This window comes from Myroides pelagicus (assembly GCF_009711055.1).
Taxonomy (GTDB): Bacteria; Bacteroidota; Bacteroidia; order Flavobacteriales; family Flavobacteriaceae; genus Flavobacterium; species Flavobacterium pelagicum.
In genome coordinates, this window is sequence record NZ_WMJY01000025.1 from 1 (window position 1) to 17,631 (window position 17,631).

8 protein-coding genes are annotated in these 17,631 nt (G+C 34.9%); all 8 read right to left on the reverse strand.

What is annotated here, in order from left to right; all coding sequences use genetic code 11:
- Nucleotides 1–101: 101 nt before the first annotated feature.
- The 8 genes from GJV77_RS10845 to GJV77_RS10880 all read right to left on the reverse strand — a co-directional run bounded on the left by GJV77_RS10845 (nt 102) and on the right by GJV77_RS10880 (nt 17,630).
- On the reverse strand, nt 102–1,076 hold the full coding sequence (locus tag GJV77_RS10845) for a hypothetical protein (protein WP_155036378.1): 975 nt from the start codon (nt 1,074–1,076) through the stop codon (nt 102–104).
- A 150-nt stretch (nt 1,077–1,226) separates the two neighbouring features.
- A complete protein-coding gene (locus GJV77_RS10850; protein ID WP_155036379.1) occupies nt 1,227–3,143 on the reverse strand; it encodes a toxin-antitoxin system YwqK family antitoxin in 1,917 nt (638 codons plus the stop codon).
- A gap of 180 nt (nt 3,144–3,323) precedes the next feature.
- Nucleotides 3,324–7,262, reverse strand: coding sequence for a DUF3859 domain-containing protein (locus tag GJV77_RS10855; protein WP_155036380.1), 3,939 nt, complete (start codon nt 7,260–7,262; stop codon nt 3,324–3,326).
- A gap of 75 nt (nt 7,263–7,337) precedes the next feature.
- The gene (locus tag GJV77_RS10860; RefSeq protein WP_155036381.1) at nt 7,338–10,583 is read right to left on the reverse strand and encodes a hypothetical protein; all 3,246 of its coding nucleotides are present in this window, start codon (nt 10,581–10,583) and stop codon (nt 7,338–7,340) included.
- 217 nt (nt 10,584–10,800) lie between these two features.
- Entirely contained in the window at nt 10,801–12,594 is a 1,794-nt protein-coding gene (locus tag GJV77_RS10865) for a cytochrome-c peroxidase (RefSeq protein WP_155036382.1), read from the reverse strand.
- Nucleotides 12,595–12,663: 69 nt separating this feature from the next.
- Complete coding sequence (locus GJV77_RS10870; RefSeq protein WP_155036383.1) at nt 12,664–14,148, reverse strand: PhoX family protein; 1,485 nt, start codon at nt 14,146–14,148, stop codon at nt 12,664–12,666.
- Nucleotides 14,149–14,860: 712 nt separating this feature from the next.
- Nucleotides 14,861–16,960 carry a tetratricopeptide repeat protein gene (locus tag GJV77_RS10875; protein ID WP_155036384.1) on the reverse strand — a complete coding sequence of 700 codons (2,100 nt, stop codon included), beginning with the start codon at nt 16,958–16,960 and terminating at the stop codon, nt 14,861–14,863.
- A 13-nt stretch (nt 16,961–16,973) separates the two neighbouring features.
- Nucleotides 16,974–17,630, reverse strand: coding sequence for a DUF1266 domain-containing protein (locus GJV77_RS10880; RefSeq protein WP_155036385.1), 657 nt, complete (start codon nt 17,628–17,630; stop codon nt 16,974–16,976).
- Nucleotide 17,631: the final 1 nt, after the last annotated feature.

The following is a 17,631-nucleotide window of genomic DNA, read 5'->3' on the forward strand; positions in this document are numbered from 1 at the left end:
TCATTTAAATTCTTATTTTAACCCTGATACTATTTTAAGACTTTTTCAGTGCCCTCCATTTCTACTCGACCTTTTTGACTTTTTTCTTCTATTACTGACAACTAAAATTCTTCTGTATCTGTTTGGTCAGAAGAAAACATAATTCCTAATACTTTTGCACTAAATGCTAAATCGTCAATTTTGTAAACTGGTGTAGAAACTCTAGTCTCTAATTCGCTATCTACAATGACCTTCTCTTCTACTTGTTCAGGCTGAAAAACCATAAAAGGCTCTTCTATTCCATCTACATACATTTCAATTTTCAGAATACCACCATCTTCCGGAAGATAAGTAGAGTGAGTAAAGTTTATCGTCTTGTCAAATAGTTCAGAAGTATAAACCAACAGCTTGTTATATCCAAATGAAAACTCACTATTTGGGTCAGTAGGCGCTTTAATTAGTGTATATTCAATCACCTCACAAGCATAATTATTTACATAAGCTATCTTATCTAATTTTCTTCTATTAAACTTCTTATAATCGATAGAGCTACCTTCCGTATAAGTCTCTCCTTTCGAAGGTGTATATACCGCATAAGCTGTTTGATTTTCAACAGGCATATCAGCTGCAGGAGCCATCGCTTTTAAATAAACAGAAGCTTTATCCTGATCTTCACTGTGAAAGTGATCCATCTGCCAAGTTAAACCTTTCGCTTTAGCTAAGACTGTACTATTCTTCACATAGTAATCTGCCTTAGTCATACTCATCATTAATGCGAAAGCAGCCATAGGTTTCTTATCAAATAAATCCCCCCAGGCTAGAAAAGGATTTTCTTCTTTTGGTAAACTTGTCATTAATGCTTGAAATTGTCCGTATACGTTGCCTTTTGAATAATCAACTTTATCCAATAATCCCCCCACATTTATTCCTTTTGAATAAATACTCATGGTCATCTTTCCTTCTACAAAAGGAGTAGTTACCACTTCACCAGGTACTTCTGGTGTTTCTATATCACCAATTACAGCACTGTTGCTGTCCGAAGAAGAACATGAGGTCATAACAAATAAGGCACATAGACCTAAAAACATTTTTTTCATATAATACTTACTTTTTACTCTCAGGTAAAAATACGATATCCAAAAATAAATCTCAAAACATCAACTAGTTTAACTATATAAGTCTCAAAATTTATCTCTTAATACGAATAAGATTTGACTAACGAAACAATTGATATAAATTACTATCAATTAATCAGCAAATAAAAAACGATATTCTGAATCAAAATATAAAAACTGCGCATCAATAGGCATAGAAAGTACAGGTACATCAGAATCAACAAGGTCCTCTGTAACAACAGTTTCTTCACTTACCCATTGGTTTTGCTCAATATCTTTTAACTTGATTGTAACTTGATTTCCATCTCTTTTGACATAAATATAATGTAAATCATCTTGACCATCTTCCTCTATATAATTATACAACACCTCACCTGATACCAAATACCCCTTCTTAAATGTAGCACTGTACTTTTTCCCTTCATTATCTGTATAACTATAACTCCCCTCTAATCGCTCAAACTGTGCTGTATAAGAAACTACCTCACTACCCGATTCGTCATAAAAAATGCGTCTAACCTTTGAATCATCAAGAAAATACTCTTTAGCAAACACCAATCCATTGTATGCTTTATATATAGTTTCAATCCTTTTGCCTTTGCGATAAACATCTTCCTGTATGTGAGTCAGTTCTTCTGTTGATTCTATGCCTTGATACGGCAGTCCATCTTTATACATAATGTATTTTTTTCCACTGCTAATCATTTCTTCCACTACACTGGGGGTATCTTCAATAGCATATTCCACTTCTTGAACCAACTCACCTTGTTCGTACCACTTCTCAAAACGCAGTACGCCACCTTTGTATATATTTCGCTGACTGATTAACGGCTCTACTTGGTAGTTTAAGAAAGTTTTCTGTTCTCCCTCTATAACACCATTTGCATAAGGGCTTTCTACTAATTTTCCTTCGTCAAATACATAGGTGATCCCTTGCCAAGGAACACCATTTTTATAAGCAACCTTTGAGATCAACTTTCCTTTAGAATCATAAAATTTACCCACCCCACGAACATAATCAACTTCACTCAGTTTATAGTAAATAACATCTTCGTACCGTTTGCCATAATCCTTCAAAAAACTGGTCTTCTTTAGCATTACACCATGGTCGTAAGTAGTAATGTGCTTAATGACTAAACCTGGATACAGAGTCACTTCTGTACCGTCTTGTGCCTTATGATCAAAAGAGCCAATATACTTACCATCATCAGCATAATAATCACTTTTTACCAATTCATGACTATATTGATTCGGTATATAGTATTCTTTTACTCTCAAGGCTCCATTGTAGTAATACATTTTTTTTTCGCTGACTACCTCATCTGTATAAAACACCTCTCTTTTGAGCAGTTGCTTATCTTTCACCTTCGTGTCATAATTGGCTTGATAGATACGTTTTCCCTTTTTATATCGCTCCATTGTGCTTATTACCCCATCATCGTATTCAAAATGCTCTCCATCAATTGGGTGTATTTTCCCATCTACGAATGTATAAGTAAACTCCCCTACTTTATTTGCCTTTTGATCAAAATAAGTTACTTTGCCTTTAGTAGTTATAGAATTAACCTTATCTGTATTTTGAAAGAAAACAACGCGTTGTTGCTCTTGTCCATCTTTGTAAGTCACTACAGCACCCAAATCATAAATATCTCCAGAGTCTGGCTTATCATCCAAAAGCGATAAAGTATACACTTGACCACTGATAGGGTGATAGGAAGTTATACTTTGACACACTCCTGCTTCGTTATAGACATAACTTCCTTGTTTGTTTCCTTCGCGATTATAAAAAGAGCGCTCACCAGTATAAATGATTTGTTCTGTTTTCTTATGAGCTCTACCTCTTGCTATTAACTGATCATTTAGTAAATAATCTTCCACAAGTACTACTTTGTCTTGTTCAGTAGGTTGTATGACTTTATAAAACCTTGCTTCTTGCTTAGCTACACTTACTACATCATCTATAGATCTCACATATAGTGTATCTCTTTGTTGTCCCATAGCTATCATCGTGATACACAATACGCAACCCGTTATTCCCTTTTTAATCATCTGCAATTATTTAAATACACATTACTAATACTATTTACAAAAAAATCAACTATATCCTTAACTACCAAAACTATTAGTAATAAAATAGTATACTACTCCTATCCTTTTTTTATCATAATAAAAGAAAAACAAGCACCATAACAGCGCTTGTTTTAATTGGTTTATGTTTGTTTGAATCCTTTAAACATATACGATGAAACTCTTTCGAGCTAATTCAACGCCATTAAGATCTTTAGCCGTAATAACATATTGCCCAGGTACTAACTCTTGTTCATTTTCAAAGTGCCAACCTAAAAATATATCTGCAGCACTATAACCATTTTGTGTCCACTGCACGGTATTGGTAATATAGTGTTGCTTTTCTTCATCCCAAACAGGATGCAGTACAGTCACTTGGTGTGTACTCACTTTTGGCGCCAAATCAGGTAGGCACGATGTAAAGCGAAGACCAATATACATGCCCAATTCTACTGTCACCTCTATCGCCTGCTCTATACAGACAGGATCAGTTGCTACTTTTAGCTCAGTCCCTTCTATCGGTTCAGTATTACCTAACATTTTGTATATTCCATAATCAACAATCTTTGTTGGAATAAAATGAGGGCTAATCAATCTGCGCTTTTCCACCAATCGATAAACATGCTCTTTAACACGTGTATTCTCGCTCGTTCCGAAAGACAAGATTAAATCTTTAAAGCGAAGGTGTTCCGATAAACTATCAAGAATCTCTATCTGTTGTTTTACTTTCAATCGACTAATAGCCTCTCTCATATCAACAGCATCTACCAACTTCTTCAACAAGAACATATCTTCCTCTTCCAGCAACCAAAACATAATAGCAGTTGGGTCTACTTTGAAATTCAATAACATCGCAAAGTATTTAACCTCATGAATATCTAAGTGAAGTTTTAATCCTTCTCTAGGAGACACTAAAGCCAACATATTAAGTAAAGCACCTTGAGATTGTATCGGCATCTTTAACAAAACATCTTCAATACTGAAGTCATAAAAACCATCGTCTTGTAAAAATTCATAATAATAAATACCAAAGCGGAAAAAACGCTCTGTCTCTGGTGTTAATACACCTGTATTTAGATACTGATAAGCCAACTCCTTACCTCTACTTACATAGTCGGAAGTAGTCAGTATATCCATATCAAACTTATATTTCTCAGCAAGCTCTCCTTCTAAAACAATAACATTACACTTGGCTTGGTTAATATCTTCTCTTTCAATGTTTTCTTTGATATATACTAAAGTATCTAACCCATAAATTGGCTTATATACTCCTGCTATCTTCTCTACGACAATATAATTCCACTCTGTAATATCGTCAAAACACTTACTAAGATATTCTTTGACCTCTGGAGAACTATAAGTACCCACCTGCCCCTGCTTAACAAAGTCACACCACTCTGGGAAGTCATTCCATTTTGTCCACTCAATATATTGATATTCAATCTTGTCATAATCCAACCAATTCTTCAAATAATCCAAAGGATATTGAATCTTCAAACGTTGACTTAATTCATCTTGTAAACGCACTTGCATAAAATCAAGGAAATAAGAACTAAAGTCTTGATCTGGATAATAACTAGCTAAATCTTTAAAGAATACCACTTGTCGCTCCGTAGAAACTAAAACAAGACCTTCTTTAAAAGCATTGACCTTTTCTTCATCTTGGGTGTTCTGTGAATCATCACCGTTGCAAAAAAACGATGAACCAAATTCCTTAGCAATAGTTTGATAAAACGGTGTCTCTTCAATAGAACACTCTGCTGTCAAACGATCAATAATTGTTCCCCAATACCCTCTATCTGATAATCCTTGTGCTTTGAAAATAGCCAGTTTTTCTACTAACTGGTCCGTAGACATTTGCTCATATCTCTCTGGCTTATATCCTTTAAGCAACATACATGAAGTACGTATAGGTGCTAAATAAAACGCTAACTCTAAAAAACGTTTTAATTGACTAGCATAGACAGACTCCGCATCAATGAGTTGCTCCTTATATGCCACCCACAATAGTTTCTGTGTATGATCACTTCGATTAGCCAGCCACTCTATTTCGGGCTGATCTTTAGATACTGGTCTATCATCAACTGTTATATACTGATCTATTAATTTATAAATATAAACCTTACTCGCTACCTCATCGAATGCTATTCCATCGACGACAATAGTTCCCTTACTAAAGTAATCTTTCAATGCATTAACCTTAGGCAAAGCCTCTTGAATCTCTGCGATATTCTGCTTGTTTAAACTATTCTCAGTCTTGTTGACGACCATATTAATAAGATAGGTCTTCGGCAACTCTGTATTATCGTAAAAATCATGAAATAACAAGTCTAGTACACAAGTCTCAACATACTGCATACAAGCCTTAGTAAGCGTATCAGAACGATTATTTTGCTTGTCCAAATACACAATATGATTCGCTAAAACAGCCATTTCTGTTGCCCCAAATTTGCGCATATTTAATAGAAAATCGTCATCATCTTCATAGTCAGTATTAGGTAATACTAGAAACTTTTCGGGTATAACCTCTACAGCAAGTGCTCTATTAACCTCTATTAACTCCGCAATAGCATCTAATTGCTCTTGGTAGACATCATCATTATACCTTCCAAATGAAGCAAGGACATTTTCTAATTCCTTATCCCATGAAATGGCATAGCGTTCTCTAAACTCAAATACAGAACACAACTTGTATTTTTTAGCGCAAAGCTTCTCCACATCATCTTCAAAAGGATTACCATCATTTAAGACAAAAAATACATCTAAAAAGCGCAACAACATCTCAGCATCAAGCTCATTTTGACCATTTGCCTCTAAGTATTTCTTATACTTCTTGAATAATTTCTTCAAAACCTGAGCCAACTCCTCCCAAAGACTTTCCATATCATATATGAAATCAAAACCTTTTAGCAACTCTTGCTTGCTATACTGCAAATGTCTATATATGTTGACTTTTTCTATTTGCGGTAATTTGTCAATGCTCTGCTTACCGACAATATAATTCCATAATACCTCTCCATTAGTTAACTGATCTTTAAAAAAAGCTTCCCAACCAAGAAATGGATTCTTCAGCTCTTTACTTTTTGGTTTTTTGAATTGATTTAGCTTCTTATCCTTGCCAATAGCTACCAGAGCTTGTTCACCTACTTTTTCGCAGACATAAGTTGTTAACTGTTCTACCTCTTGATAGGCAGGTAAACTAACAAAGGTTTGTTCCATAAAAGCATATACATCAAAGTCATCATCCCAACTATTGTATGGGTGCTCACTAGCTAATATATCCATGACAAAATCCTGAATAGGATTACTTACCTGGTCATCTGGGTGATTTGAACGCTTCAGATAAGGCATATTTTCAAAGCGCTCAACCAAAGCGTCTTTAAACGCCTGATAATTAGATTCATTTTCTCTAATATATTTTAATAACTCGAAAGAGCGTCCTTCTATTTTTTCATACGTTCCGTATTCTGTAGAATATCCAAGCATTTGCTCACGTATCTCACCGTAATCACAATAGCAAAACGCCTTGAGCAAATACGTATAATTCTCCTGCTTTTGCGTCCAACTTCTCATCAATATACGAGCCTCTGGCATGTGCTCATCATCCCAATAAGGAACATAAAAACAACCCAACAAATAACCGTATTCAGGATAAGTGCGTACAGACAAATAAATTGGTTCAAGACCAAATGGTTGCTCACAAGTAATCCACATCTCTGACGAATCATTAAGCCTTCTAGCAAAAAGCCCTATGACCTCACAAGCTTTAAGTACCTCCTGCTTTAATTCAGCAAATGTATTGGCTATAGCAAAAAACAAAGTCTCCGTCAACAGTGACTCTACTAGATTAGTCTCTTCAGCGGGACGAAAACAAGAAATAATTTCTTTGGTCAATGCCTGCTCAATCATTGGATGATCGTTAAAAATAGCTAACTCAATAGTTTCTCTATTGGGTCTAAACTGAATCACACAATAGTTTTGCACAAAACCTTTGTTATCAATCAGTAATTCACAGTATTGATTCAAAGCTTGCTTTATAGAAGCAGGATCATCAATTACGTAATCTATAATGTATTTAGGTGGAAATTCTTCGTATGCCATCTCTTTATTTTTGAAAGAAACTTATCGACTCACAATATCAAAATTGTAAACCTATAATAACTTATTTTTATTTTATTAATTTAAATATGCTCTAACTTTTCTTGATTGATCATCAGCAAAAAGCGCTAAATAAGAAGCTAATTCTTCGTGCTTTTTAATCAGAACAACAAGTTTTATGCGTTGCTTTACTCCTGAGTTCGGAAGAAATGCAGGTAATGCCCCTTGCTTGATAAACTCAACCACTTGATCTTGATACACTTCGATATCTTCATATCTCAATAAGAAACTCAACCAATGGTTCGTATCTGTCTCAAATGGCAATAAGTTCTCTAACAACATTCTAGGGGCATTTTCTTCGGCTAAGTCCATTAAGCGACTATTCATCTCATCAGAAAAAGCTAAGTAATCTTCTATACGCTCTTGCTTTGACTCAACCAAACTTCTAACGTAAGCATAGTTGAGATACTCTTCTGCTATTTCAAAACCATCAGGGCTATGATTAAGCAATAACTTCATCAAGTGCTCTTGCTTTTCTTTGTCTAACAACCAATAGTGCTGACCGATACTTGTCATTTTGTATTTAGGAGATCCTGTATCTAAGTCAAATACAGGAATATCTTTTTTCATAAGTACCAACATGTCCGCTAAAGCGAAAGTACCACTCATATAATCTGTAAATCGCTGTATCAACTCGTCAATGATCACTTGATCTCGACTACTTGAATTAATAGAGAAAAAAGTTTTCATACATCGATCAAAAGACTCCGGCTGATCAAAGGTAAAACGCGGGTGTCTCAGTGCTAGATTGACAAAAAACTTAATGCGTTCATGTTCATGAATATAATACATTCCCTTATCTAACGCAATTGCTTTTCTCTTTCTTGCCCCACCAATCATACCTCCATCTTCATCATCTATCTCATCATACAAATCTAACCAGGTTAGATACTCTGCTACATCACACGGATCAGCAATACTATGTTTTGATTGTGCTTGTGTCATTTGAAAAGCATACAGCTGGTCTACAGGTACTTTAGCTCTTTTTAAGTCCTCATAGAAGCGTTCTCCTGCTTGATAATCGTCAAAAGCTATAACCGACATATCATCTGAATATACTTTCCCTATCAGCTTAAAAATACGTTGAGGAGCTAAAGCAACCAATACTTTAAATATTCTATCTGCATGTGAGCTAATTGGAGGCATCAGACCACGCATCCAATAAGCACATAAAACAAAAGACTGAAAACTATCTCCTCTTTTAAACAAGCTATAACTCTTCTGGTGCTCAGAAATTGCATTAAATACAAACGGACCTCTATAACACTCTTCTCTATAAAGTGATTTTTCTAAAAGGGCAACTACTTGCTCTTGACTAGCCTCAGGGGTATTGGGGTTGACAAAGTAATCTTTAATAAGTTTCTTTTGTTCTTTCGTAATTCGATCAGTATCTAACGAATCCTTTAATTTTTCATACGCTTTCTCCCAAGGCCCTTCTTTCACAAACTCTAATAGAGCGCCTGTATAATCGTCGAAGTGCATACTGGCTCTATCTAATGACAAAAGATAAGCTGCTAAAGTAATAGCTCCAACCTTGTCTCTCTTCCAATCTGAGCAGTCATAAGCCTCTCTTCCTCTCTGCTTAATAACTTTGTTAATATACTTTAAAGCATCATTATCATTGGTATAACCTGTAATCCCAAAACTAGTTAACTTTAGCTTCTTTTCCTTTTTCTTATCTCCTTTAATACCTTTTTTACTATATCGCGCATAGAATTCATCTTTCGTTAATAGCACATTGTCCTCTTGATCTTCTTCTCCTGTCAAAACCACTTCTATACCCTTGCCTAGTTTTTTTACTCCTAACAATCGGAAAAAGACATCTAGTATACGTAAGAACATTTCTTCATTAGTAGTAAAACTAGTCTGTAAAGTTGCTTTTTCATTGTCTTTTTTACTAAAAATTCGAGAGATGAAGTTTCCAGTATATTGTATATCCTCTTGCTGCTGCTCATCATTTAATAAATCATAAATTACGCTATTTAAGATAGAGTCTAATGAATCATTAATCTCAGACTCTGGATCTATTTTATTGAGGTAATAAAACATCTGATAGTAGAAGTTTCTAGCGTGCTGCTTAGCGATAGGCAACAATTCTGTCTTAACGATATCCTCTAATATTTCAGGATTATCGCCTTGTTCAATAAAGTTCCAAAGCTGCTCACCACAATCCAAGGCTAAGATAAACTCTTTCAAATCTCTTACTCCATCTCCTTTATACGAGTCTTTTTTAAAGAACTCACTCATATCAATTTCTAATTGAGCACTTTCATCATATCTAACAAGTAGCCTACCTACTTTCACTTCTACATACTCCTGCAAGTCCATTGCTTCATTCTCCAAAGTATCCGTAATAAAGAAGGTCTGTAAATCTTGTTGATATTCATCTTCTTCTTCATTATAATCCTCTGAAGCCAGTAAGGTGATATACAAGTCAAGAACAGGGTTTTGTTCCTCTATACGCTCCTCACGAGAATACATCAAAACCGGCTCTTGTTTAAAGCGTTCTAAAACTTCTTCTTTGAACCATTCATATTCAGCTGGATTAGCCTTTAAGTGGCTTAATAAGCTAGGTAAGCTTGTATCCAATAATGCTGTATAATCTTCATTCCACTGATCAACAAGCGTATCCATATATATTCTGAAATGCTGGTTATCACACCATATATATGCCTTAATCATATCTCTACTCCACCCATACTTCTCAACTAAAGTATATAAAAACTTCTCATAACCTGATAGGTGCTCACTGTCCCAATATGGAATCATGTATTGCCCCACTAAGTAGGCATACTCAGGATAAGTATAAGCTACCATAAAAAGTGCCTCGACACCAAATATATTCATATCATCTACCCAAACTGCATCTGTATCATTTCGCCCTCTCATCAAAGCTACCATCGCCTTTGCCGTCTCAACTATTGAAGATTTAAGTTCTGGGTGCTCTAAAACCGAAGCGAAAAAGATAGCTTCCGAAATATATACTTCTGTCTGGTCTGTAATCTCATCTGTAAAATAAGTATCTTCTGAACCAAAACTAAGTGCCAATTTCAACAGCTCTTGATTCGCTACGTCCCATACCTGTAATCGCCTTAATCCCTCTTTAGTTTTTGCTTGAAACTCTACATCAAACATACCAAACAAACCATGGGTAAATGCAAGATTGTCATCTAACAACTGTCTATATGCATTCAATGCGATTTTCATTGATTCAACATTTGCTAATTCAAAAGGGATAATTTTACTCTTATCAAATTGATTCATCTACTTAATTTTCTTTTGAGATTTACGATTCCTTTATTAATATTATCAAAGATAAAGAAACCATTTTTTTAACACTTGGCTTACATTTGGTACTATACAATATCCCCGAATTCAGTGATAGACACTTAACAGACTATATAACAAATTATTAAACAAAAAAAGAAGAACTGCTAATAGCAATTCTCCTTCTTGTTTTAATACAACTTTAATATTTAATTTACTTATCGCTTAATGCACGCATAAAGGCTATAATATCTTGTATCTCTTGATCAGTCAAGTTCAACGGGTCTTCTGGCAGTGTCTGACTATCTACTTGTAAACCTAAGCCTAGACCTCCACCTTTGTTATAAAAGTCCATAACTTCTTCTAATGTCGCATAAACTCCATTATGCATATACGGGCCACTCTCTCCTATATTTCTTACTGTCGGAGTCTTAAAAGAATGTTTCAGTTGATCCAATTCAGGGTTTTGTACATATCTACCTAAGTCATCATCTAAGATCGTCCCCTCTTTATCCTTTGGAACACCAAGCACTTCTTGTTCTGAATTGACAAAATGAGGAGGCACAGTTCCATTAAACACTGGCATAAAGTGACATGTAGCACATTGAGCCTTACCTACAAACAAATTAAACCCTTGCTTTTCTTGAGCAGTAAGTGCTGATTTATCACCTCTCATATACCAATCAAATCGAGAATTAAAGGTTGATAGTGAACGAATATAAGTTGACAGAGCATTTTCTAATTGCCAAACCTGAATTGGCTCATCATTGTTATATACCTTTTTAAACTGTTCTCTATACTTTTCAGATTCATTCAAGTGTTCGACAATTTCATCTAAATTACCGTGCATTTCATCTTTATTGGTAATTACATCTGAAGATTGACTTTCAAGAGTTAAACTACGCATATCCCAAAACTGCCCGTGATAATAAGCCGCATAGTTTAACGAAGGCGTATTTCTTTCTAGGGGGGTTCCTCTTAAATCTAACGACGCCTTCAATCCATCTGTGAAAGCTTTGTCTTTATGATGACAATCTGCACAACTTCTAAAATTGTCTTTTGACAACTTCTTTTCAAAGAATAACTCTTTCCCTAAAGCAATCTTTTTAGTCGATGAGTAATACGTAGAATCAGGCATAAAAGCATTTAGATCAATTAAATCTTTGTCGAATAAAGACGACGCAGTCGCCTTAACAGGCTGTGTTTGTTTATTAAAAGGAATATTTAATTCGTTTTGTAGAGCAACTATTCCTTTCGTCAATGGTTCTAGATAGTCCGTAATAAACGATAAATAGTCAAAAGTAAACTTATTAGGATTCTTCTCACAGATAGCAATCGCTTTGTCAAAAAGCGGAAGTAGCTTTTGATATTCTGCTGCCTGACTCCACTGTTTATGTGTAGCAATTGCCTCTCTCACTCCATGTAGACTCACTGCCGCTTCTACAAACTGTAGTTTGCTAGCTGGAGTATCAAACCCTGTAATCCCCAAAGTAGTAATCTGAAACATCTCCATCTTTAACGCTTCTAACACCATCTGATCAGATAAAACAATCACTTCGAAATTCTTGCGCATACTATATGTAAAATTCTTAATACGCTTAGCTTGTAACAACATTGGGTCTGAGCCTTCACTATCAAATGTTGGGTATAAATACTCTTCTAGTACCTGAAACCCTTCAGCAGGAATATATTGATTTTCATTTAAGTCCAATTGATCCAAAGCAGGTCCGTTGATTGCTCTGGTAGTGTGTGGTAAAAAATACGAAACTGCCCATTCGATTTCTTTATAAGCCAGTCGGCTATCGACAAATGCCTGACGAACAGTAGTACTGTCTTTTTTACTAGAGACTACATCAACCAAGTGATTAATACGAGCATCCAATGAATCGACCTTCGTCAATAAAACGGAGTTAAAGGTAATATCTTGATAGTCTGCTTTATTGTCCTTACAACTGATCAGTAATAGAACAAATAATAGTGATAGTGCGGTTTTGATTGTGTGTTGCATAATTGATATAAAAAACCTCAAGTAGCAATAGAAACTATTGTACTTGAGGCAATTAACTTAAATTTCTATTTAATTTTGTACGTTGCGAATAAGTACTACTTGTCCACCTTCTTTGTTTGTGTTTACTCCTGCTTTGTCAGCATCTACAAACGCATCATCTTGCCAAGTATGTGAGTGGATATTTACAGAGAATGTATTTGGAATACCTACTAAATCAGACACATCTTCCATAGCTCCAAATTCCCAAGAACCGAACTTATCTAAGTTACCTGATTGATTGTATTTTGCATGCCACTCAGCATCACCTCTTTTGTGTTGCATATTCAACCACGGCTTATAAGTACCATCAGCCATTTTGTATTGCCAGATATAAGAATCGTGCTTAGACTCGTTGTAATAAGAATCTCCATCTTCTTGAATATAAACGTAGTTCTCTGTCACACATAAGTTATCAGGGTTGATTAAGTTATTTCCTGGATCACTATCACCTTCTGCCGCAACTGATAACTTACCTGTCATCATGTTATCTTTATCTAAAACTAACTTATATACACGTCCCCACATCGTAAATCCATCAACTGGAGTGGTTCTTCCTGAAGCTTGTCCTGTAGCTGTGAAATAAATCTCATTACCATTACCAGCACCTTTTCTATAATCTACATCTTCTACGCGAGAAAAACGAATAACGCCTAAATCCATGTTTGCTTGATTAATTTGAGCTCCTGTCATGTTTTTAGCTCCATCAATCTCTACGAATTCTACATCATATTCATTTCCTTTAGACATATCCATTTCTGTATATCCACCAGATTTACGTTTTAAAGCATATAACTTACCATTTTCTAAATCTCCACGCTCACCAACGTACATAACTAATTGACCAGCACTTTGGTGATTAGATCCATATCCTTGATCCTCTCCAATCATAATAATAGTCTTACCATTAGAAACATCCGTAGGTAGTGGCACAGCATTCTCCATACTTGCTTTACCTAAGGCTGGTAAAACTCTATCAGTTCTTGATTTTTCAGCAGTAGATCCCATTGGATCAATTGCATGTACCATACTTTCTTGTCCTGACTCACCCGCTGTTAAAAACATTGGTCCAAATCCATGAACTTCTGGTTTAGCTAATGTAGCAGAACACAATCTTGTAATACCACCAATACCATCAACGATATATTCTCCCTTTACAGGCTTGAATGTCTTGTCTAAATACACACGAGACACAGATTGCATCTTCTCATGGTTTGTGATCATTAAATAACCATCTGAATTAGGATCTTTCATAAATCCAGCACCGTCAGGCTGTCCACCAAATACAAACTCTGGTGACTCTTCTAATTTATCCTCACTTGAAATAAGGGTGAAAATTTCTAAATTTTCAAATCCTGGCATTGCATAAACAAATGCAGGTGTTTTAGAGTGATCTTTTAATTCCACAGCAGTCTCTTTTGGAGTTTCTCCTGTAGAGTCGTCATTGTTGCAGCTAGCCGAAACAGCTGATAATACTAAGCTTAATGCCCAAATAGATAGTTTGTTGTTAATTCTCATCGCTTTTTGAGTTATTTATTTTTAACAAACATACCACCTAGCATTAACAAGAATATTAACACCTAGTTAATTAAACGTTATCAAACTATTTCAATTCATTGACATAATCAAGAAGTAGATGATTTTAACATTAACGCATTGTTATGTAAGTATATATCTTCATAAAAACCTTAGTCAAAAAAATTCATTAACAAATACAATACATTTATAACCAACAATTTAACCCTAATAAAAAAGATCAATAAGCAACATTAACACCTTATCTTCCTTTTTCAAAAAAAAATAAAAACAATCAAGGCTATATGTACTACTAATCGCTTTATACGCTTTCTTCTTCCCTGCTTTCTTGACCTATACCTGCAGTATCGTGCACTATCCTTGCCAAGAATGTACTTCTGGGCTGGTAAACTGCAGGAATACTGCACGTATAGCAGAAGCTTGGCAACAAAAACTCTTATTTAAACATTTCGATGAGTCAAAATAGATTGTTTGGTTTTAAAAAAAGCATCCGTTCTGTTTCATTTCACATTAGTGATCATTCTTACTTTTATTATATAAGACAGATATTTATCAAAAAACACTGGTATGCGGCATCTTGCTATATAGCCTATTCTCCATCACATTGTTTTCACAAATGAAATACAATAAAAAAAGTACAACCTCCCCATTGGGAAGCTGTACTTTCTATTTAAAAAAACAACAAATCATTTAATTAGCTTGGACGAAATACACTATTGTGCATTTTTAAGTATCGGTCACATTCCGATTCATTGCCCAATTTTTCTGTATTTATTTTTTGACGTATTGCATAGTGACTTGCGCTCATGTCTTTCCGCATTGTTGTCAAAGGAAACTTCATAATTAGCTCCCTAAAACTATCATAGGCTGGCTGAGCTAGATCATTTCTAAAATAAATATTTTGTTGCCAATACAACATTTGATAATCAATACTTGCTACGGCTTCATTTTTTAACCTTTCCATTAAAGCTAATGAATACTCATACAAAGACGTATCATAAGTCGTACGCCAATACGCTCTGGCTAGATAAAAACCCTTTTCATAGCTTAAATCAGCTGCTGCTTCGAAAGCCTTAGCCGACTCTAAATTGTCACCCATAATCCAATAATACAACGCATTGGCACGATAATCTTCTATACTCTGTGGATCTTGAACAATCAATGCTTCTGTAACCTTAGGTAGTTGTATCTCAGAACTGCTTAAATACTCTGCATCCACCAAATAATACAAGATCGCTTCATTGCTTTTGGATAATTGATTAATCTGATGTAATTGAACGATTAATTTAGCACACTGTTCATATGCTTTCATTTCATAAAGAAATACCACATAATAATTACGCGTCTCCCAATGCTCTGGTCTTGAAACATGAAAACAAGAAAGTCTATATTGCAAAGCTTCAATAAACTTTTGGGTATCATTCAAATACTTATACGACGTCATTAAAAGAGAATTAACACTCAAACGGTATGGACTATCCTCCTTTAGATTCATAGCTGACTCTAATGGCTTTAAGGCTTGACCATATTGACCTAAACCAAAGTATCCTTTTCCTTGAAGATATAAAGATTCTCCTGTCGGGAGTGTGTAAGCATGATACGAATTCACTAAACTAAGAACATCGTGATAACTTCCCAACATATCATAATAATGAGCCACTTCTAAAAGGTAGTTAGGCAAACTAGCTCCTTTATAAGCTGCATCCATCAAGGTATCTAATGCTGTCTCATCTTCAGGGTTAAGCATCATCGTCAAAATACTCCCTTCTGTCAATAATATACTAGGATGTTCTTCTACAACTATCTTTGCTACATTGACATATTTTAAAGCTAACTCTAACTCATATTGATGCTTGTAATAAAGTGCTTTATAATTGTAATAACTCACAACCAACTCTCTGTCTTCACGATTATAAGATTGAAAAAACTCTTCAACATAATCCTCTGTCAGTTCTCGCATATCAACAGGTATCTCCTCTTTAAAAGCTATAGTTTCTATAACTTCCATCATCTGAGCTAACATGCCACAACTATAAAAACAATCAACTAGGTATATACCTGATTGAACACTCAATAATGTCTTACTCCACTTTTGCTCCCATAAAGAGATACACTCCTGTAAATCGAAAGAGTCTTTGGATACATACTGGGCTATCGACAATTCATTTCTTTGTTGATCAGATAAATTGCAACGATCATGATTTAGTAAATCTTCTATGACAGTATGTACCTGTGTACGTACAGCATAATCTACTAGAACATCAATTTCTCCTTCTTCAAGAATATCTTTATTTAATAGTTGTTTGCTATAATTCACCTGTAAATCCCACAAGCGAAGACGAAGATTATTTGCCTCTGGGTAGACAGATAAAGCGTGATGCAAGCATCCAATAGCTACATCATACTTTCGTATCTCTTCCATCTTATTAGCATACCCTAAAAGAAGAGCCATGCTATTAGGGTGATAATCTAAAGCACGCTCATAAAAAGCAATGTCACAATATTGTTCTAAACCTCCGATAAGCTCAAACTCTCTTACTTGATCTGCCCCATAATACTCTAAAACGGAAAGGGCAGTAATTACTTTATCATAGTCGAAATTGTCCGAACCAATAAATCGGGTAAAAAACACAATATAAAGACGGTAAAAAGAGACTTCCTCTACGCTATCTACCAATGGTTTATCTTCCTGATTAAGATATTCATATCCTTCAACCAAAGCTTGTTCACAGGATTGATAATCTCTATCACTAATACTCTGAGCAATAAAAGTAACTAACTCATTAAAATTCATTTCTCTTTTACCTTTAACTATGATTACTATTCAACTGATCGTTTTGTAACTCGCGTACTATATTCCAATAACTTCCTTTTCGAGAAAAACTAGTAGGGCAAGCTTGTAAAGAAGCCTCATAAAATTGAATCCCCAACATTATATTTTCTTGTAATTCTCTTCCATTTACAAATGCACGTGAGATATATTCAAATAACTCACAATGCCTCGTGTGCACTTCCTTCTCGGTAATATATCCCAACACCCCACCTATTCTACAAACCAAGCTATAAAGTGCATAATTAAACCCTAAAATACCATAACCTACTATAGCATAGCGCTGTGGGTATAACAAACGATATCTATTTCTGAGATAAGCCCCTTTTTGTTGCTCTACATGCTCTGTAAAAGCAACCTCATCTAAGTGATATATCTCATCGACAATATCTTTCACGTGAACATGAAAATAATCACCTTTTTTTAAATTATGTAAAAAAACACGAAACGACTTACTATTCTTAATTTTATGCATTTGCATAAACCTTTGTGCATCAAAAACATGTTCTTCATTATTGGGGTCTAAACCAAAAGGCGTGTCTAATAAAACATCTTGAAAATAATACAACAATAGTCCATTAGATATAGATTTTGGATTATCAAGAAAACTACTTAATGCTATACATTCACTCATA

Bases quoted from the DNA above. Each gene is read 5' to 3' on its own strand.
- GJV77_RS10880 (WP_155036385.1), bottom strand. From the start codon at position 17,630: ATGAGTGAATGTATAGCATTAAGTAGTTTTCTTGATAATCCAAAATCT.
- GJV77_RS10860 (WP_155036381.1), bottom strand. From the start codon at position 10,583: ATGAATCAATTTGATAAGAGTAAAATTATCCCTTTTGAATTAGCAAAT.
- GJV77_RS10850 (WP_155036379.1), bottom strand. From the start codon at position 3,143: ATGATTAAAAAGGGAATAACGGGTTGCGTATTGTGTATCACGATGATA.
- GJV77_RS10875 (WP_155036384.1), bottom strand. From the start codon at position 16,960: ATGAATTTTAATGAGTTAGTTACTTTTATTGCTCAGAGTATTAGTGAT.
- GJV77_RS10865 (WP_155036382.1), bottom strand. From the start codon at position 12,594: ATGCAACACACAATCAAAACCGCACTATCACTATTATTTGTTCTATTA.
- GJV77_RS10870 (WP_155036383.1), bottom strand. From the start codon at position 14,148: ATGAGAATTAACAACAAACTATCTATTTGGGCATTAAGCTTAGTATTA.
- GJV77_RS10855 (WP_155036380.1), bottom strand. From the start codon at position 7,262: ATGGCATACGAAGAATTTCCACCTAAATACATTATAGATTACGTAATT.
- GJV77_RS10845 (WP_155036378.1), bottom strand. From the start codon at position 1,076: ATGAAAAAAATGTTTTTAGGTCTATGTGCCTTATTTGTTATGACCTCA.